Annotated in this window: 20 protein-coding genes; 3 read left to right on the forward strand and 17 right to left on the reverse strand. The window is 40.9% G+C overall.

The genetic code is table 11. The features are described from left to right. Positions 1–30: 30 nt before the first annotated feature. From ACTNBR_RS02890 to dinB, 8 genes are all read right to left on the reverse strand, one after another. Positions 31–1,428: a site-specific integrase gene (locus ACTNBR_RS02890; protein WP_441016203.1), complete on the reverse strand. Its 1,398-nt coding sequence runs from the start codon at positions 1,426–1,428 to the stop codon at positions 31–33. A 1-nt stretch (position 1,429) separates the two neighbouring features. Continuing rightward, positions 1,430–2,320, reverse strand: coding sequence for a helix-turn-helix domain-containing protein (locus ACTNBR_RS02895; protein WP_441016206.1), 891 nt, complete (start codon positions 2,318–2,320; stop codon positions 1,430–1,432). 64 nt (positions 2,321–2,384) lie between these two features. After that, positions 2,385–2,564, reverse strand: coding sequence for a helix-turn-helix domain-containing protein (locus tag ACTNBR_RS02900; protein WP_441016209.1), 180 nt, complete (start codon positions 2,562–2,564; stop codon positions 2,385–2,387). Beyond that, positions 2,564–3,130 (reverse strand): hypothetical protein, encoded by a 567-nt coding sequence (locus ACTNBR_RS02905; protein ID WP_441016212.1) that lies wholly within the window; start codon positions 3,128–3,130, stop codon positions 2,564–2,566. The genes ACTNBR_RS02900 and ACTNBR_RS02905 overlap by 1 nt, the downstream gene beginning before the upstream one ends. Positions 3,131–3,264: 134 nt before the next feature. Continuing rightward, the gene (locus tag ACTNBR_RS02910) at positions 3,265–3,579 is read right to left on the reverse strand and encodes a helix-turn-helix domain-containing protein (RefSeq protein WP_441016215.1); all 315 of its coding nucleotides are present in this window, start codon (positions 3,577–3,579) and stop codon (positions 3,265–3,267) included. A 230-nt stretch (positions 3,580–3,809) separates the two neighbouring features. Beyond that, positions 3,810–4,079 (reverse strand): hypothetical protein, encoded by a 270-nt coding sequence (locus ACTNBR_RS02915; RefSeq protein ID WP_058351721.1) that lies wholly within the window; start codon positions 4,077–4,079, stop codon positions 3,810–3,812. Between the two features lie 161 nt (positions 4,080–4,240). Then, a complete protein-coding gene (locus ACTNBR_RS02920; protein WP_127067670.1) occupies positions 4,241–4,483 on the reverse strand; it encodes a hypothetical protein in 243 nt (80 codons plus the stop codon). A 12-nt stretch (positions 4,484–4,495) separates the two neighbouring features. Beyond that, the gene (gene dinB, locus ACTNBR_RS02925) at positions 4,496–5,785 is read right to left on the reverse strand and encodes a DNA polymerase IV (RefSeq protein WP_441016218.1); all 1,290 of its coding nucleotides are present in this window, start codon (positions 5,783–5,785) and stop codon (positions 4,496–4,498) included. A gap of 216 nt (positions 5,786–6,001) precedes the next feature. On the opposite strand from dinB, the gene ACTNBR_RS02930 reads away from it, so the two are divergent. The 3 genes from ACTNBR_RS02930 to ACTNBR_RS02940 all read left to right on the forward strand — a co-directional run bounded on the left by ACTNBR_RS02930 (position 6,002) and on the right by ACTNBR_RS02940 (position 7,386). Further along, positions 6,002–6,697 (forward strand): XRE family transcriptional regulator, encoded by a 696-nt coding sequence (locus tag ACTNBR_RS02930; protein ID WP_441016221.1) that lies wholly within the window; start codon positions 6,002–6,004, stop codon positions 6,695–6,697. A gap of 109 nt (positions 6,698–6,806) precedes the next feature. Beyond that, complete coding sequence (locus ACTNBR_RS02935) at positions 6,807–7,055, forward strand: helix-turn-helix transcriptional regulator (protein ID WP_441016224.1); 249 nt, start codon at positions 6,807–6,809, stop codon at positions 7,053–7,055. Beyond that, a complete protein-coding gene (locus tag ACTNBR_RS02940; protein WP_441016226.1) occupies positions 7,048–7,386 on the forward strand; it encodes a hypothetical protein in 339 nt (112 codons plus the stop codon). The genes ACTNBR_RS02935 and ACTNBR_RS02940 overlap by 8 nt, the downstream gene beginning before the upstream one ends. 95 nt (positions 7,387–7,481) lie before the next feature. Here the strand turns inward: ACTNBR_RS02940 and ACTNBR_RS02945 are convergent, their stop codons facing one another. From ACTNBR_RS02945 to ACTNBR_RS02985, 9 genes are all read right to left on the reverse strand, one after another. After that, on the reverse strand, positions 7,482–8,276 hold the full coding sequence (locus tag ACTNBR_RS02945; protein ID WP_441016229.1) for a hypothetical protein: 795 nt from the start codon (positions 8,274–8,276) through the stop codon (positions 7,482–7,484). 75 nt (positions 8,277–8,351) lie between these two features. Further along, positions 8,352–9,299 (reverse strand): DUF2971 domain-containing protein, encoded by a 948-nt coding sequence (locus ACTNBR_RS02950; RefSeq protein ID WP_441016232.1) that lies wholly within the window; start codon positions 9,297–9,299, stop codon positions 8,352–8,354. A gap of 101 nt (positions 9,300–9,400) precedes the next feature. After that, positions 9,401–9,871, reverse strand: coding sequence for a hypothetical protein (locus tag ACTNBR_RS02955; protein ID WP_441016235.1), 471 nt, complete (start codon positions 9,869–9,871; stop codon positions 9,401–9,403). 25 nt (positions 9,872–9,896) lie between these two features. After that, on the reverse strand, positions 9,897–10,919 hold the full coding sequence (locus tag ACTNBR_RS02960) for an HNH endonuclease domain-containing protein (protein ID WP_441016238.1): 1,023 nt from the start codon (positions 10,917–10,919) through the stop codon (positions 9,897–9,899). Positions 10,920–10,930: 11 nt separating this feature from the next. Then, positions 10,931–12,067 carry a cysteine desulfurase family protein gene (locus ACTNBR_RS02965; protein ID WP_441016241.1) on the reverse strand — a complete coding sequence of 379 codons (1,137 nt, stop codon included), beginning with the start codon at positions 12,065–12,067 and terminating at the stop codon, positions 10,931–10,933. After that, positions 12,067–13,494 carry a BREX system Lon protease-like protein BrxL gene (brxL, locus tag ACTNBR_RS02970; protein WP_441016244.1) on the reverse strand — a complete coding sequence of 476 codons (1,428 nt, stop codon included), beginning with the start codon at positions 13,492–13,494 and terminating at the stop codon, positions 12,067–12,069. The genes ACTNBR_RS02965 and brxL overlap by 1 nt, the downstream gene beginning before the upstream one ends. Beyond that, a complete protein-coding gene (gene pglZ, locus ACTNBR_RS02975; protein WP_441016247.1) occupies positions 13,487–15,982 on the reverse strand; it encodes a BREX-4 system phosphatase PglZ in 2,496 nt (831 codons plus the stop codon). The genes brxL and pglZ overlap by 8 nt, the downstream gene beginning before the upstream one ends. A gap of 6 nt (positions 15,983–15,988) precedes the next feature. Further along, complete coding sequence (locus tag ACTNBR_RS02980; protein WP_441016250.1) at positions 15,989–17,929, reverse strand: hypothetical protein; 1,941 nt, start codon at positions 17,927–17,929, stop codon at positions 15,989–15,991. Positions 17,930–18,025: 96 nt separating this feature from the next. Beyond that, a complete protein-coding gene (locus tag ACTNBR_RS02985) occupies positions 18,026–19,570 on the reverse strand; it encodes a DUF6079 family protein (RefSeq protein ID WP_441016253.1) in 1,545 nt (514 codons plus the stop codon). Between the last annotated feature and the right edge of the window lie 9 nt (positions 19,571–19,579).

Below are 19,579 nucleotides of genomic sequence, written 5' to 3' on the forward strand. Positions count from 1 at the left end.
TATACAATATCGCCATTTCCTCAGTGGTCTCTATACTTTCATTGTCTTTGCCAATGATGTAAGCAATGCCGCCATTTCCGGGTTCGCCAGCACCTTCATTAACAATTCCGCATCTACTCCCTCCGGCACAGCCACTGCTGTATTACTGTTATTTGCCTGACTGCGCATCTGGGGATTGAGATTTTCCTTATTATAAAAGGCATTTTCCATCAGTTCTGCATTTTTTCTCCGGTCCTCGTCAATGATATGCCCATACACTTCCGTTACCATATCTGCCTGCGCATGACCGGAATCTCCCTGCACCGCCTTGATGTCTCCGCCGCTGAGTTTTAACTTGTAGGTAACACTGGTATGTCTGATGCTGTGAAAAACCACATCCGGCAACCCAAGCTTATCAATAATCTTCTGCATTTTATCTCTCAGGTAACTTTCCCCGATTGGAAGACCGAAGGTTGTGGACATAACCAGATTATAATTCTGATACTCACTGCCAAGCGCCTCTATGAGTTCATCCTGCTCTTTCTTCAGATCAACCAGGCATAAGGCGACAGATTTTGGGATATAGACCCTGCGTATACTGCTCTCTGTCTTTGGTGTTTTCAGCACCCGGACTGTTTTATTATTATTTCTCATGGAAGGGAAGGTTAAAATGATATCCTTTGAATTCAAATCATCAACTGCCTTTTTCGATACCCGCTCCACTTCCTTATTGATAATAATGTAAGCACGGTTCTCTGCAATCGCTTCCTCGGATATATCCATGCAGTCCCAGGTCAGTCCAAGCAATTCCCCCAGACGAAGTGTTGCTGTAAAGCTGAGATGAAATGCCACCTTCAAAAGTTTGTTATCACAGGCATCCAGAGCCTGCATCAGCATCTCTGCTGTCCAGATTTCTCTCTCCTGCTTTTTATACCTCGGAACCGTTGCGTCCGTTGCCGGATTTTTCTCCATCAGTCCCCATTTTACTGCCTGCCGGAAGCAGCTTCTGAGAATCTTATGAATCTCATTGACTGTTGCAGCTGATATTTTTTCTTCTCCTTCTTTATTATGAGTGCTTTTTACTGCCGGCATTTCCAGCAGTTCTTTATAATACTTCTCCAGAAAGTGGTTATTGATGCTGGAAAGCTTTGTATCCCCGATTGTAGGAAGGATGTAATTATTGATTACCCTCATGTTCCCGTCATAAGTAGATACAGCCCACTTATCATGACCATAAATCTTCACATATTCCTCAATAAGTTCGTGGAGTCTGACACACGTTGGAGCCTCAAATTTTCCGAGAGACATTTTGTACTCAATTTCTTTCTTCCGCCTGTCTGCTTCTTTCTGGCTGCCATATGTTTCAGACTTCTGATGTTCCACCCCATCTTCGTCCTTCACTTTGTATACCACGCAAAACTTATTTCCGCGCTTTCTTATGAAAGCCATATCATACTCCTCCTTCCCGATATTTCTTAAGCCACTTCAAAAATTCCTTACGATAAATCCGAAGCACTCTGCCCGCTCCCACACATGGGAATCGCTCCAGCTGTACCCATTTCGTGATGGTTGCAGATGTTACCCCGGCAAGAGCCGCCGCCTCCTGTCTCGATATAAATTCCTTTGTTTCCATAGATTCCTCACTTGTAGGCATCTCCTTCTCCGGTTCCTTTATCACCTGATATACATTCTGTGCATTCAGAAATTGCTGAAAGCTTTTCTTTGAAATCCACTTCTTGTTATCATATACCCGGATCTCAAAAATATCTTTATACCGGCTTGCTCTCGTAATGACCGACAGTTTTTCTTTGGTAATTCCCAGAAGGCCTGCCGCTTCCTGTAAAGGAATATAATCTGCTTCCAGATCCGTAAGGGTCGGCATCCTGTCCGCCTTCTGGTACATGATCTGATTCTCATACCACCGCTCAAAAACATCTACCGGAATACGCTTGACTGAATCAACCGTAATGGTTTCCAGATTCTCCCTGCGCCATATTTCATACAGATTTGAATTATGAATACCAAGAAGATTTGCGGCATCCATAAAAGAGTATGATGTTTTCAGCAGTTCTGCCCCCGGTTCCTCTCCATTGACCTTTTTATGCTTCACCTGGTTTGCATACCATTTCTCAAAGCTCTCCAGATCCACCCGCATCCTGCCGTCAATGATTCTTGTCTCAAAAAAATTTCTGTGGACAAGCCAGTAGCTCTCTGTCTTTTTTAATCCAAGGAGCCGGCGCATCTCCGGCACTGACATTGTGTTTTTTAATTTGGGATCTTTATTTGCCTGAAACTGCTCCAGTCTTGTCCTGATTTCCTGTGCGTCACTGATTATTTCCATTCTGATAGATACCTCCTTTTGCTCAATATACCACGCAGACACTCAAACACTTTAGAAGGTAAATCTACGGATTTTCCATTTTCCTATCCAGCCATTCATCGAAGCTCTTCTTGGAAATACGATACTTCGTTCCAATCTGTATCCACCGGAATTCATTTCTTTTCAGTAATTCATACACAGTCGGTCTGCTGATTCCCAGAATCTCCTGCAGTTCCTTGACGGTATAGCATCGCTTTTCTTCCATTACGCAATACCTCCCATCTTCCCATCCATGAAGCCGACTACCTGTTTTTTTACTTTCCGTCTGATTCTGTGGATCTTCTGCTGTGCCGATTCATAGGTAATTCCCTGCTCTTCCGCAATATCAATCAAAGTCTTCTCCCTGCGGAGATATTTTTCAAATGTCTCCTTTTCCGTTCCTAAGATGGACAGCTGACGATTGAACAGCTCATAGTCCTTTCTCATGTCCCGGAGTAAATAGGCATCTCTGATAAATTCCTCTGCCCGATCCACTCCTTCCATCACGTCCCCGGAGAAATCGCAGTTGATTAGTGCCTCCCTTGTCATTACATTTCTGATAGCCTTTTTTGCAGTAGGATCGCTGGTGGTCCCACCTGTCTGTACCCTTACTCCAAGATCTCCCAACGCCCTGTGACTGTTACTTTCTTTCTCACATTCGATCATGTATCGGAGTCCTTCTGTGTATCCGTCTACAATTCCCAAAAAATCTGTATAGTGCTTGATGATGATATCCACTCTCTTTGCCGAGCTGGCATCCACATATATCTTGATCAGGTTCATCTCTGCCATGTCAGTCTCCTTTTCCTAACTAGATTTGGTAAGGATTTTCTTATCTTTACTCTTCCTTACAAGAAAGATTGTAGATTAACACGGAACAGAAATCGTTCCCCAAACACTGAACAAAGTTCGGCGGGAGCGAACATTTACAATCCTGCAAGAACCTTCACTTGCGCAATGGCAGCTCTCCTTAATTCCTTGCTTTTAATCTGCTGCAAAGCAATAGCCATCTGCATCACTTCATCATCAATATCCTCATCCTGTTCCCCTGACAGATATCTGACAGAAGTATCAAGTGCTTTTGCAATCTCCTTCAAAACGCTGTATTTCAGATCAATCTTGTCATTCTCATATTCTGAGATAGTAGACTTCTTGGTAAACAAAATCTCTGCCAAAGCCTCCTGTGTCATGCCTTTCTTTAATCTGCATTCCTTAATTCTCTTTCCTAATGTCATTTCCATCTTTCTCTCCATTTCTAGAGCAAAAAACGGAAACAGACGCAATAAAGGAGTCGACAAAACGAATACCAATAAGACCGGTAGCTAATATGCCACCTGGCTCTATTTCCGTTTTGTCGGCTCCTAATAGTTCTATGCTAATTCCAGCTCGTTACAAACTCTTGATACGCAGTGCCGGCTCTGATGGTTCCTGCCAAATCTGACGGTTCAACTGCTATCTCACTTATTTGATTTTAATAATTTGCAGCTCTTTTCATGGGTTTCATTTTCCCCGGTTCCTTGCTTTTCTGAACACTCACACGGACCTGCCCGGCTCTTCCATCCTTCTCAGAACCTCTTCTGTTCTCCAGAACCATGACCCTCTCTTCGTCCACAAGAACCACAATTTCCCTGTTACACTTCCCACAGGTAATGTCTATATTACATTGTCCCTGGCACTTCATCAGAATTCTGCCACATACCGGGCAGCTGACGTATCTCTTGTCTTTTCTATCTATCATCATCAAAATCCTCCTGGTTGATTGTTACCATTCAACGGATAAGGGAAAGGAAAACCATTGATGATTGTGAAATAACGGATGAATTCCGATGTGCCGAAGTCCGCACCATCCGTCCTTTGTACTTCTCGCTGATCTTTCTTTGTAACTGACTCCATTCTTTGAATTTACCGCTCCTCAACAAACCACATATTGTTATCTTCATAGAAAAGATGGCTCTCTCTTCCATTCACAATACATGTATAGCGTATTCCCACACCTCCGGCTTTTAGACTGGCCGCTCTGCGCACATCTGTTACTCTCTGTATTTCGTATACCTGGCCGTCTTTCCAGATAAAGCTCCTTGGAAGGAGCCGACCATCCTTGGTAAACTCAGCCATGACATTCACATATACCTTACTGCTTTCCATTCCTGACACCTCCTATCCGAAGTACCCATGAGGATGCACCGTATGATCTGCTTTCGCATCACAGGCTGACAAAATTCTGTCACGGTACATGAGTCCTCTCTGAATACTATAAAATCCAAATCTTCTTCGGATGACATCTACTGCATCATCCATCTTCATCTGCTTCTCCCGGAAACCCGGATCCGTGAAAAGATCCAGCTGCTCCCAGAAAGAATCTGTCACAAGATCGGTTCCCCGGATTCCGATACTTCTGAGTGGCTTCTGAAAAAGCTCCGGCGAAAGCTGTTGTTTCTCATACTCATCTGCAGGCAGCCTGTAGCTTTCCTTATAAAGCCGGTACCCTGCTTCTGCGATTTCTTTTGTTATGTTGCTGGCATTCTTAAGCTTTACCTGCTTGGAAAAATGATAAAGGTCTTTGTCCCTTATACTGATTTCTACTGTCCGGCACCGGAATCCATTCTCCCTCAGTCTCGCCGCAACGCTTTCCGCCAGGATATAAAGAACAATCTTCACATCCTCATCTGTCTCCATATCCTTTGGAGTCGTTGTACTGTTACCTACGGACTTGACCGGAGCGCTTGTATTCTCAATCTTTACCGATGAATCATCATAGCCATTGGCAAATGACCAGAGGATGCTTCCCATTTTGCCAAGTCTCCCGATCAGGATTTTTTCATCCGTCTGTGCCAATCCGCCGATAGTGGTAATTCCCATGCTATAAAGTTTTTTCGTCGTAGCACTTCCTACATATAATAAATCTGACACCGGCAGCGGCCACGCTTTTGTTTGGTACTCATCCTTATTCATGGTAGTAATGGCATCCGGCTTTTTGTAATCCGATCCGAGCTTTGCAAAGATTTTGTTAAACGAAACACCGATACTCACGGTAATGCCAAGCTCTGACTTGATCCGGCTGCTGATTTCCTGGGCGACCTTATATCCATCTCCTTTGATTCCCGCGCTGTCTGTCACATCCAGCCAGCACTCATCAATTCCATATGGTTCCTGCCTGTCAGTGTACTCTCCATAAATCTCATGTGTCATCTTGGAAAATCTCAGGTACAGATCCATCCTTGGAGGAAGAAAAGTGATATCCGGACAAACCTGTCTCGCTTGCCACAGCGCCATCCCGGTTTTTACGCCATGACGCTTTGCTATATAATCGGCAGTCAGTACAATTCCATGCCGTGCTTCCGGGTCGCCGCCCACCGCAACCGGCTTACCCCGAAGCTCCGGATGATGCAGAAGTTCTACTGATGCATAAAAGCAGTTACAGTCACTATGTAAAATTGTCCTGCTCATTCATTCACCCTCTTTCATCCACTCATTTCTTTCTGTATGTCTTTTGTCTACAAGGGCTAATATAATACCATTCTCAATGATAATCAAGTGAAGTTTTCTTCATGTTATCTGTCTGAATGATATTTCTATTGATTTTTCACTTTTTTAATGGTATAGTGGATATACATTCATACGATGACAGGATACTTACCACAGCAATTAGAAAGGCTATTTATTATGAAAGAGTTAGGAAAGATCATCGCAAAGAACAGAAAAGAAAACAAAATGAAGCAGGGCGAACTTGCAAAGAAACTGGAAAGCTATGATATTTTTGTAAAGCAGAACACAATCAGTGCATGGGAATCCGGCATTACACAGCCAAGTGCCAGACAGCTACTGGCCATCTGTGAGCTACTTGATATTTATGATGTTTATACGGAATTTATAGGACAAAATCCTATCAATCCCTTCCGCAACCTGAATGAAGAAGGAATCAACAAAGTCATGGACTATATCCGCCTGTTGGAAAAATCCGGCGATTATAAACTGGCAGAGATTATCCCGATTCATGTTGTCCGGGAACGCAAAGTATTCTACACGACAGTTTCCGCCGGTACCGGTTCCTTCCTGGATGGAGAAGATTATGAAATGTACTCCTCTCCCGACATCCCAGAGGAAGCAACCTTTGGAGTGCATATTAGTGGTGACAGTATGGAACCCCGCTACCACAATGATGATCTTGTCTGGATCGAACAGACCGAACAACTTAACGATGGAGAAATTGGCATCTTCTACCTGGACGGCAATGCCTATATTAAAAAATTCCAGAATAACAGAAAAGGAACCTATCTTATTTCTCTCAATAAGAAATACGATCCGATTCCCATCACAGAAAACAGTTCCTTCAAGATTTTTGGCCGCGTACTGTCTTAGTCCGTTTTATTGTACTCCTGCTCTGGTAGCATGTACATAGTGGGAGGGGAAGCAGCCGCTTTATCCTCTGTTTACATTATAAGAAATAATAGCAAGGGGGATTGAAGATATGGATACAGAGACTTTGACCTGTAAGGTGTGTGAAGCAAGAGCTGACTATGGAATTACGCAACAGCAGCTGGCTGATGCTACCGGTATCAGTGTTAGAACCATCATTAGCATTGAAAAGGGACGCCAGCTTCCATCATTACTGTCTGCCATGAGAATCGCAAATTACTTCTCTCTTACGGTAGATCAGCTGTTTGAATATAAGAAAACCAGTCCGTCGATAAGCAAAGGAGACCTTGACCATGAATAATACAGCAATCAATTTCCAAACCATTGCCGTGGATTTCGACGGAACTCTCTGTTACAGCAAATGGCCGGACTGCGGTCAGCCCAATCAGGCGCTTATCACTTACCTTCAGGAATGGAGACGAAATGGCAATAAGCTGATACTCTGGACCTGCCGCGCCGGAGAGGCACTCACAAAAGCAGTTGACTGGTGTCGGGAACAGAACCTTGAGTTCGATGCCGTCAATGACAATCTCCCGGAAATTATTGAACTCTACGGAAACAATAGCCGCAAGATTACCTGCGACTACTATATTGATGACCGGATGTTACTTCCGGAAGCAGTTAAGGCATAGGACCTAATAGTTGGCTCTATGCCTTGTATTTTTGCTCAGTAATCTCCTCCAACAACCTCTGTATATATTGCCATTCGCACAATAATACTGAACCACTAATCAAATAACCACCTATCAATATCCGGGAAGTTATCTTCCACCTCATGTATGCATATAATTTTTTGTGCGGGAATCTCGAATTCAATCCGACCATCATATTGATGTGCAGTTCTATCTCTCCTAATATCCAAATGAATCCATTCTTCTAACATATAGCGTGCAACATCCTGCTTTTGAAATCGATTCATCTTTGAAAATGGAATTGCAAACTCGATAACATAGGGTTTCCCCATCTTTATTATTTTCTTATATTTCTCCAAATTACCATTATGCTTTATGCTTTCCAATGCAAATTCTAAAAATTCGCCACCATATGTTGCCAAAAATTTATCGTAATCCTCATAATAATCCCAGTCATAAATAAAACATATTTCATTTTTTCTGCGATTTACACCATTATTTTCCCATCGATCACGTTCTTTAATTACCTTAGAAATTATGTCATCCACTAATTCTTCGGGAATATCTTGATGTTGCATGTCCTCTCTTAGTGAATCTATATATCTTTCATCAGAAAAAATCAATCCATTATTTTTAATTTTTAAAGGGTTTAACAATCTTGTATTATGATATGCAACTATATCATTTCCTTCCAAGTAATTCATTAATTTACCATGAATCCTTCCAAATTCTGATTTTGGATCCCACAATTTAGATGATGCATAATCATTTATGTATTTTTCTTCAATTATTTCCTTTTTCGTGCCATATGAAAAGTCTAAAATTTCACTCCTAACTTTATGTATATCAGTCGGATACGTTTCAGACTGAAATATTTTTATTTGTGCCATTATACATCCTCATATTATATCTATCCTTTTACCGAAGAGAACCAATGTATGTTCTGCTTTTTCAAATAAATCTTTTTATTGATAGGATGATTCCGATATACTTATCTTTACACCAGAGCAAATTCCATTCAACAGTAAAAATCTATAAACATCATCAATTGAAACCTTTGCTTTAGGACCAATCACTATTTCCTTAATAATGCCATCATTAATACAGCTTTCAAATTTCAAATCTGCATACGCAACCAACTTGTCTTTTTTTACAACATATTGCATTGGTTGAAGTAAAAATTCTTCATTTCTTCCTATTGGAATTGCCTCGCTTGTATATGAAAGAAATTCTTTATCCTCTATTTCTTCATATATTCCCGTATTATAAACAATCCTAACTTCCTTTTCCTCTTCAAATGCTGGATTCTTCAAAAAAGGAAATAGCCTTTCAGCATCATCCATATACTCACAAAAACAATCAAATTCTTCTACGAAATATTCATTGTAATCATCTGAGCATCGTACTGCATCTTGTGCAAACATATTCTCTAAATGCATAAATGCGGGTGCAAATAATTCCTCTTTAATTTTTTTCTCCTGCTTTTCCTTTTTATAAATAACATTATCTATAAAAAACTTCTTTTCAGATTTCAATATTTTCTTAAATAAATTGTAATCAAATCCAATTGCAATACCTACACCATCGTTTCCATAAGCACGCCACTGACTCAACATATCTTTTTTAGTTGAAAAGCATGTAATAAGCGTCTGATGATTCAAATATGATTTTATATCATTTTCCAATTGTTCAAGATGATTATGTGCATTATCACTGTACCAATAATCTTCTTTCAAATCCATAACAATTCCTCTATCCTGTAATTCATCACATAATGTGCGATAGAGCAATTTCATTCCCCATTTCTTTTCCATATAATCATTGGTTTTATTCAAATCACTCAAACGTATTGTTTTATTTTTTATAATCTGTGCAAAAGTATCTAATGAACAATAGTGGTATATATTACCCATCGAAATCACCTTCCCATACATAAATAGTCCGGATTACTGCTACCCATTTGATTTTCCTATGCCTTAGTTTATGGTGCCAGGCACTTTCACTCATGCTCATCTCATTTTTTTAGGTTCTGTAATGCTTCTTCTTGATGTTCTCTCAAAACAAACACCTGCCCACTCTGATCAGGCATATTATCGTCTATGTAAAACAGAGCTGGTGATAGTCCAAGAAATGTGACCAGTTCATCCTTTACGCAATCTGGTGATTCCTCCAGCTGATGATCTGTCCAGCGGAATACTTTCCAGCCTTCATGCACCATACTGTTTTGTTTTAAAAGATCGTCGGTGTACTTAACTTCCGACACCTTCGCAGGATTATGCCAGGTGTTCCCGTCTATCTCAAAAGCCACCTTCCCCAGCTGGCTTTTCAGTGCAAAATCTATGCTCCTATGCTTTCCATAAATATCTACAAATGGGTACTGCAGGTAAACATACTGGCCCTTTTCAGGGCCAAAGGTATCACAGAAAAGTTGTATGAATTTTTCTTCAGCGGAGCTATTTCCCGCATATATTTCCTTCTTATTCATAGTCAACCTTTCTCCTGCAAATATATCAGATTCTGATAGTTTCTTTTATTCCGCTCATCTTCGCGTAGCCCCACATTCGTCTTAAGAGCCCGTCATCATAGCCACTGAATTCCCGCTCCAGGATTTCAAAATTATCTACAGCACGCACCGATGATAACTGCACGATCTTATCGTTTCTACTCTCAATTTTAATCAGGTAATCCGTTGCCGGCAGCCTATTGCTCTTCCGGATATTGCATCTGGGGCATGCCAGTACAAAATTCCACAGATTATCATTTTTTACAAATGTCCATGGTATGAAGTGATCAACATGAATATTCTTATCAAGCCGCTTCCCACAATAGAAACATCTGTCCTCCTGAAACTCCTTATAAAGAATATCTCTATACATGGACAAATCTTTCCTCTTCGGTGTAGCAAGATCCAGTTTTTCCAACACACGCACTAACGCATCGTCATCATTTACTTTCTCAAGAAATCTTGCCCAGGAATAATAATTTAACTTCTCGATCTCCATCTTATATTTGGAAATGAAATGATAGGCTTCATAGCTTAAATATATGCCATCACCCTTTAAATCGAACGCATATAGTTTTCCATCAAAATCGTTGTAAAGAGCGCCAATCACGCATTTCTTGCATTCCGTTGTTACAACACTCGTAATCTTACTACGCTCACGCTCTTCTATGGACTGAAAGATAACGTTCTCCGGGATCTCATATGTTTCAACAGCTTCCATCAGTATTCTTTCGATTTTTGAATACTCAGATTTGCCATTATAGGACATTTGCTTCAGATGATACTTATTAACCAGGTTCCAGTAATTCTCAGCAAACTTTGAAAATAGCTTTCTATATGACAAAAAATAACCAGTTCCTTGTTCAAAAAAATCATATACCTGATCACAGATGGATTTGATCAAGCCAAACTTATATGTATTAGTCTTTCTGCAGGCATCAGAAAATACAAAGTTAAATAAGGACCAGTATTCATCCTCGCTAACTTTTTCTTCCGCAAGTATGCCCGCCTTCAAATTCCATCCCGGCATAGAATCACCACCTAAGCTTCTGCAACCGCTGCCACATTGCAACATCTCTTAATACACTTTACCAGTTCAGTAACATCGTCCTCCGTGTTATAACGACCGATGGATATCCTCACTGAAGAATCAATCCTATCATCACTTAACCCCATTGCCTTAAGCACATGGGATCTATCCTGCGATTTTGAGTTGCACGCTGATCCAATAGAAATACAAATTCCGTGCATGTCCAGCATATTAAGGAGGCCTTCACCATCCATGCCCTTAATCGCGAGGTTCAGTATTCCTGTCGCTCTGTGCTCAGTGTCTCCGTTAATTTCAAAACCTATATTCTCATTACGCAGCTCACTTAATAACAATGACTCCAGCCTCAAAATATGTTCATGTGTCCCTGACATGCTTTTGATATTATCCTCAAGAGCTTTTGCCATTGCGTAAATTCCAGCTACATTCTCCGTGCCGGATCTCATTCCCTTTTCCTGGCCGCCACCTAAAACAAACGGATCTATATTGCAGCTTTTACTAATATAGAGGAATCCCACACCCTTAGGGCCGTTAAACTTATGAGCACTCGCAGAGAGCATATCAATCCCCATTTCATGAACATCGATATTAATATGGCCTACTGCCTGGACTGCATCCGTATGAAAAACAGATTCCTTATTGCACGAATGAACCAAATCTGCCATTTGCTTTATATTCTGAATCGCACCAGTCTCGTTGTTCTGCATCATAACTGACACCAGTGCCGGTCTGTCTCCCAGGACTGTTTGCAATGATGATTCGGACACCAGGCAATTGTCATCCACAGGCAGAATATCAAGCGCAATGCCGCTCTCATGACAGTTCTCTGCCGGGAAAAGCACAGCATGATGCTCAATCGCAGATGTGATTATTCTATTGAATTTTGTGCCAATCTGATTTACAACCCAGTTATCGCTTTCCGTACCACAGGAAGTAAAAAAGATTTCTTCTGGATCGGCACCTATGCTGGCTGCAATAATCTCCCTAGCTTCATCAAGAACCTTTTTGGCTTTGCGTCCGAATCCATATACAGCCGATGGATTTCCATACTGATTTGCTGAAATATCCATCAATGCATCCAGAGCAGCCTTACTCATTGCAGTCGTAGCGGCATTATCAAAATATATCATTATAAGCCTCTTACTCTGATATCAGGCATGCGATCCGTGAATTCACGGTCGATTGCAGCAAGCTGTTGTCTGATAATTTTTCTTTTTTCAAATGCAGGATCAAAGCAAACCATCTTGAATTCCTGCGGTGAAATATCTGATGCGCTTCTGACATGCGGATACAGAAGTTTAAGATATCCGGAACACATCTTTATAACTGCATTCGTATCTCTTGTATCAGCGTTCTTCGGAATATCCAACAGTTCTTTTACAATTGCGCTATAGAAGGACTGAGTTCTTGTGTATGACAGAATCTCGGAAAAATATTCCACATTAAGCGAATAACCATTCAGTTTCAGATCTTCACTGATTCTTGGAAGATACCATCCCTCAATAAAGCCATGGAAACGGTCAATCAGTGCATGATCCTGAAATGCCTCCGGCAGTTCTTCAAAATAATGGTTATTCAGCGGACGTTTATTAGCATCCAGATCAATATTTCCAAGCAGAATTATGCCAGCCAGAGAAGTCAACTTAGACTTGCCGACAGTAAATGATCCTTGCTCCATATAATTTTTAAGAGCGCCCTGAATCTCTTCCGGATTATCAAATGAGATGGTCTTTACTTCATCGAGAGATACAAACTCATAGGATGGAATGATTCCGGGAGTATTTTTGCTCATATCATAAAAGAGCTTTGCTCTCGTAATTTTTCCACCACTGATCTGCCATCCATACTTCGACAGGTTATTGAAAATATATGATTTACCGGTTCCTTTCGGTGCCAGCTCAATCATATTCAGGTTTGGTTCTACAAAGACAAGAAGTCTCGTTAAAAACAGCAGTTTCTGATCAAGGGATTCAAATGATGCAGAATTCGGATTGTACTCCATGCTACAGATCAAGAAATCAACCCACTCTTCCAAAGTAAACTGCTCTCTTGCCTGACAATAGTATTCAAAATCCGGCTTATATGGACGGAACGGCTTGAATTTAACCATCTCAGCATATCCTTTTTCTTTGCCGTCCGGCTCAACATACTGCATCGTTACAACGCCCCAGTTCTCGCCTTCTTTAAGAAGACCCTCCTGTCGTGCAAGATATGGGGATACCTTACCTTCTCCACTCTTAATTCCAATATCTGGAATCTGAAAGCGATATTCTCCGCTCTTAAGATCTGACTCAAAGATAATCCTGGCAAGAATCTGAATAACGTCTCCATTCAGTAACTTGCTTCTAATGTTGCTGTCCTTTGTTGGAATATGCTTCTGAATAAAGTCATACAGGCCTTCCGTATCTACCTCATCATCATTGGAAAACTTTTTTATAAGCCAGTCCTTTATAAATGAAGGGACATTAACGCCTGAAAAGAAGCTATAACGATCCGGAGTTTTGTGCATAGATTCTTCCGGAAATATATCTTTAATCTTATAATCTAAATCAGTCATCGAAACCGTCGTCTCCTTCCATATTCTTCTTAGCTCTGCTCTTGGTGTGGAACTTGTATTCCTTTTCTGCGACTACTACTGTAATATCCTGCTCTTTACCTAATTTTAATTTTGCAGAATATACCGCACCGGTCTTCTTCAGGACATGCTGTGTTCCATCGGCTTCTATTAAATGCGCCTCTTCTTCCGGATCAGGAATGATTGCAAATGATATCATTTTATCCAATCCGCTAACCTCAAGCTTGTCATCGATTACCTTATACTGAATACTGCTCTTTGTGCCATGAGGTACAGCAACAATTACTGGTACCAGCATTTCTTCAACTGTTGCGCCGCCATGATCTTCATATCTTGGCTTGTTAAACAGCGATTGATCATTCAGGGAAATTACATATGGTGTACCTGGCTTTATTTCATCCTCGTACACTATATAATCCTCAGTATCCTCATAATCTGTCTTTGCAGCTATCTTGCAGCATCGGCCCTCATGATCCGCTCCTGAAAAATCATATTTTTTCTTTGTATCCGTCCATCGAGCTCTGGCTGTTGCTCCGTGATCTGCCGTAATTACTATTTTCTTTCCGCAAGATTCTTGAACCATATCCTTCACTTTACTTTCCAAAATATCAAAAGCCTTGCGAAGATTTGTGGTTGTCCGGTAGAACTCACCATGAATCACATCACTGTCAAAATCACGGAACCATTCTTTATAAGACACTGCGGACAAATAATCTTTGTTTATATCTGTTATAGACGGCAGATGACAAGCTGCATAATCGCAGAACTCCACATCATATCCATTCTTTTTAAACAACTCAACAAGTAATGGCAAATACTCAGCACCCACGCCATCAAGTACATAGATTTCTGCATCGTCAGCATATTGCTGCACAAGCGTTTCCTGGCGTGGCAAGGCATAATACATGCCATATAGTGTCGTTGAATTTGCGCAGCCGTTAGCATAATACTGTGCCAGGTAACCATTATCCTTGTTGATAACCTTGCTCTCCCTATATGCCTGAAGATAAAACTTCCATTCATCGCAGCCTTCGATGCGCTTTTCAGCATTTCCAAACAAATACATGTACAGAGCTGGATAAACTACTTTTATCTCTGCCTTATCAAGAACACCATTCGAATAAAGATTGATAACAAACTCTTTCTCGGTACTGCTCAGGCCGGTAAATGCTGGTTTGAATATTTGCAAATAATACGACAGCAGACGGTTTATCATTTCAGATTTATCGCATCCCGCCTTCTCGCTCAATTCCACGACGCAAATATCATTCTGCCCACCGTCTAACGATATTTCCACGCTGACAGCCTTAGAAACACCATCATAAATCACGTCGCGAAGTTCCTTCTCAGGAGGAATTGATCCTGCGTATTTGTTCAGTTCCTTTATGATCTCAATACGTTCTTCTAAATATCTGGAATTGCTGGTCCAGTATCCCTGCTGCCATACGGAAATCAAAAATTCCTTTTTTGAATTGGTCTTTAGGACTTTCAGCACCTTGCCTAAGAAAGAATCCTGATAGTAAGCATTAACAAAGCCCTTAATAAGCCACTTCTCGTATGGGCTATCTGTCGTAAATAGTTTTCCGGCAATTGCACTGGTGGATTTGGCATCAACTTTCAATGTGTAAGACACCATTTCTGGCATGGACATACCACTGCCATGTTCAGAATATTCTAGGTTTAGTTGATCCCAGTAAGGAGCATCAGATTCTGAATATGGAAAGTCTACCGTGAAGTCATACGCCTTCTGAAGGTAATCCTTCGTATTTTTGACAACATCAATTTGAAACGCGTTGTCTGGTGAAGCTTTCTGATGCCATTCGTATAAGCTTTCTGAGCAACACCAAATCGGCACAGTGAAATCCAATATTTCAGCGTGCCTCCACAAACCGATCCACTCTACGCTTGTAGTAATCTTATTTTTCTTGATATTTGAGGCATACTCGTTCGATACAAAGCACACCTCTCTATATTCACCGCTAAGTTCGAAATCATCATTGATAAATGGATTAAGCAAATCCTTTCGGGCAAAGCTATTCTGAAGCACTTTACATACATTATCGATCATCGAAAAACAAATTAAGTAAATTCTTCTCTGGGCACACTTAGGGTCCATGATATTATTGTTCTCGATATCAAATAACGACAGAACCGTTGACTCGATTTCCTTTTTTGAAAAGAAGCGAATCAACTCTGAAAAGCCAACGACATAAGTGTCTTTAGTCTGTGACGTATGTTTCTTGATGATCTGGATAAAACGACTCTTTGTCATCCATCCATCATCTTTCTTCATAATGTAGTCACTTAATTCCAGAAGCTCCCCGTCCGCGCTCTTTACAAGATCCTCTATCTCATTCTGAGTATTATTGTTCATCTCCATAAAGAGGAATCGAACAGGGTATCTTCTATAAGAGCTGGTGCTTTTGGCTTTATCTTCAGCTATCTTTTGCTTAATTGCCCCAACATCCATATATCATTATTCCTCACTCAGTAACTTCATAACCGCTGAACAAACTACCGGGTACTCTTTACAAAGTTTTACAAGTATCTGCTTAGCTTCTCCATCATCAAAAGTCTTCTCATTAATCAAAGCAGTTGCTGCTTCAATAGTTGCATGTGTCTTTCCGATAGATATTGGTGTAATCTCTATCGGTTCGAAATCCGGACTATCAAAGAGTCCATCATCATAGTCATCGCCCTGGCCATCATCTACCGGATTATCATTGTCTGCCTCTGTATCATCATATCCATCGTCCGTATCTGGTTGATCATCCGGATTGTCGTCTGGCGCAGGAGTCTGTTTGCTCTGTAAAATGCACCACTGAAGAATCTGTTTTTCAACATCGTCTTCACGCCAAAAAACAATAGCATCTGAGAGGTTCTGCTTCAGATAAGACATAAGGTTTGTATAGTCATCCAACTGGAACTGTACCTTCTCAAGGCACTTCCGTATAAAGGAATTAATACATGTCGAATCTTTAACCTTCTCCAATGTAAGAGCTATGGATGTCTTCTGCTTTTTAAGTCCTTCTAATAAATCACTTACATCCTCCTGTGTGATGCTGTCTCCGGTCGCGTTTGCCAATGTAAATAAGGAATCAATAACAGAGTTAAACTCTGCACCTTTATCAACGACATATTTTAGAGACCACAGTGGGGATTTGTATTTATTTTCAAAGCTGGCTCTCATAGCCCACTTAGTCTCAGAGATACCATCTCCCTTGACGCCAAAGATATTCTGAATAAGATCAATCAGATCCTTTTCTTCCGCTGTTGAAAATCTTACTCGAAGTTTCGCATCCTGCTTACCGTCAAGCCAGTTATAGAATGCTGCATTGACAATATCACGCATAATTGTTGGCGAAACCAGGCTGCCCTGATCAGACAAGTACATCTTCTCGGTATAACGTCTGAACGCCAACGCAACTGAAGCCATACATATATAATTGTTGTAATAACCATAAGGAGGCTCCGTAAGAAACTTGAACTCCTGCCCGATATCAACAACCGTCTTATTTCTCAACTCAGCAATCTTATCATCTATGGCCTTAATCAATACTGTCATCGGACATGCCGCATCATACTGACCAATATAATTTAATTTCTCATCAAACAACCAGTTACCATGCTTATCCTTCAGCAAATGTGAAACCGCTGATTCAGCCCCACTGAAAGCCTCCACTTCACTGCGATTTATTGCATAGCAAATTTTCTCAACCGTCTTCTTAGCGTATATCTGCTTCCAGCCTGTACTTGCACTTGCAACCTGGGCCAATTTCTCCGCACCATTAGGGAATACTCTTGCCACATCAGCCACCAGACCGGAATTGCATACGGATTTGAAAGTCGGAGTATTCACGCGCTCACCTCTAAAGATAACCGTGGCTGCTCCGTCAATAATTTCATTACGCCATTTTTCCATCCACTTGCTGGCTTTCTTTTCGTATGGCGTAGGATCTTCAACCTTTGTATCTCTTGCAACGGATTCACGAGCTTTTGCATCGATAACACCCTCAAACCGCTGTTGCCCAAATGTCACGTCTGTGATCACAAACACAACATCTTTCATTGTTTCCTTTTCAGAAAGCTTCTGTATCACATTCTTCTGTGTTTCCAGGGCGCTTTCCGGACGGTTGGACTTTTTATCGTAGGTCGGTGTCTCACCTCTGAATACCACAATCGCAATCTTGGCAGCATAGCTCTTTGTAAAAGCTTTCAGCAGCTTTGATTCCAAAGAAATCCCCTGCAGATTTCCCCAAACTAATGCAAACTCTGTGGCACGATTGAAACTGTCAGTATTGGATATATTCTTTGTAATATCGTTCTTATAGCCAACATATTCATCGAGCAGAGCACTTACATCTTCATATTTCAGATAAAGCTTATCCTTCGCAGCCTGTATTTTTTCCAGCGGCATAGCTGATGAAGAAACCTCATATACATCATCCGGTCCCTTTAATACAATCTGCTTTTCGTCAATTGCAACAAGCGCCTTATTTATCGCCTCATTACTCTATGCGCCGCTAAGCACATAAAGAATATTCCTCTTGCTCGGATTAACAAGACTCTTCTCCTGGTCTCCGCCATCCATCTGCGTAACTCTATTAAGCAGATTCAAAAGAAGAATTACCTTAAACACGGACAATTCAGGAATATCTGTATCTTCAAGCTTTGTTGAATACATCGAAAACTTGTTGATAATAGCATCAAAGTTATTGGTACGGTCTTCTGAAAATGCTTCAACAAAGAAATCCCAAACCTTTTCGGCAGTCAGGTATTTAACTTCGTCTATGTCATTCTTGATAAAATCCTTGAAGCCTCTATTTTCATCATTTAAAAACTCAAAGATACTTCTTTCTGCGGATCCAATTGCACGGGACACAAATGTTGCCAGATAAGCCGTGTATGGATGGAACGGATAAAGTCTCTTTATAACGGCCTGCGTCTGAGCAGACTTATCCATTGGTGCAACGATTTCCTTTAAAGCCTCCGCAACTTCAGATTGAAGTGTTACTCTTTCCTCAATCAACGCATCATACTTTGCAGTATCTTTAACCTTTAATGCATTAGAGAGGATATGGTAGGTCGTGATGTCCTGCATATCATACTGAAGACCGAGAAAACGTGCCTTCGCCATAGTCTTCTCATCTTCTTTTAGTTCCTTATAGCTATCTGTAGCCTCCATGCTCTTGTGAGTTACAAGGAATACATAAACTCCGATATACTTTGACGGATCATCCTTTCTCGGAGCCTTGCTCAGCTCTGCAAGATCCTGCATGCAGTTAAGGATGCTACGCCTCTCTGAAATTTCAAGCAGAGATGTAAACTCATCCCAGAATATCACCAGATAATCAGCCACATTCTGCTTACGCAGCTCGTTCATCACCTCAGTAAGCCACTGCTTGATATCTGGAGTAGCTTTGATCATATTCGACTTCTTAAGGGCAATGTTGATCTCTTTAAGGACTTCAACATCACCGCTCTCAAGCAGCTCTTTCAGCTCCTCAACAGTCGATGCATAACGATCAAGCTCATTGTTAAGCATAATCTGCCAGAAGGACTCGAATTTCTTATCTTCCAGCATCTCAATTGCTGCCTGGAAATCCGACTTAACTGTGACAGGAATTCCCGCATCAGCAAGCTGAGACACAACCGCTCTCTGAATGGTATATTTAAGCTCCTCTGTATCTACAATCGAATATGTACCTTTCAACACGACCGGAAATACTCTTTCCTTTTTACGGAAATTCAGAAGCATTGCCTTCAACTGAGGATTGGCCAGTTTATCAATATAATCCTTAATATCATCCAGGTCATCACTGAGCAGATGCTTGATTACAGAAGTTGAGTGGCTCTTACCGGTTCCGTATGTTCCCTGAACCCAAATAGACTTATGCTGATCACTTGTCAAAGAGGTGAATGCATTAACGATCTCTTTGAGATTAGATTCAAATTTTTCATTTGTAATGAACTGTTTCCAATAATTCTCCCTTTCCTCAGTCATATTGAAGGTAGAATCGAAAAACGGTTCAATTCCTATAATCTCTGAATATTGCATGTTCATCCT

The sequence above is a fragment of the Bariatricus sp. HCP28S3_F11 genome, from assembly GCF_052065395.1.
Classification (GTDB): domain Bacteria; phylum Bacillota; class Clostridia; order Lachnospirales; family Lachnospiraceae; genus Allocoprococcus.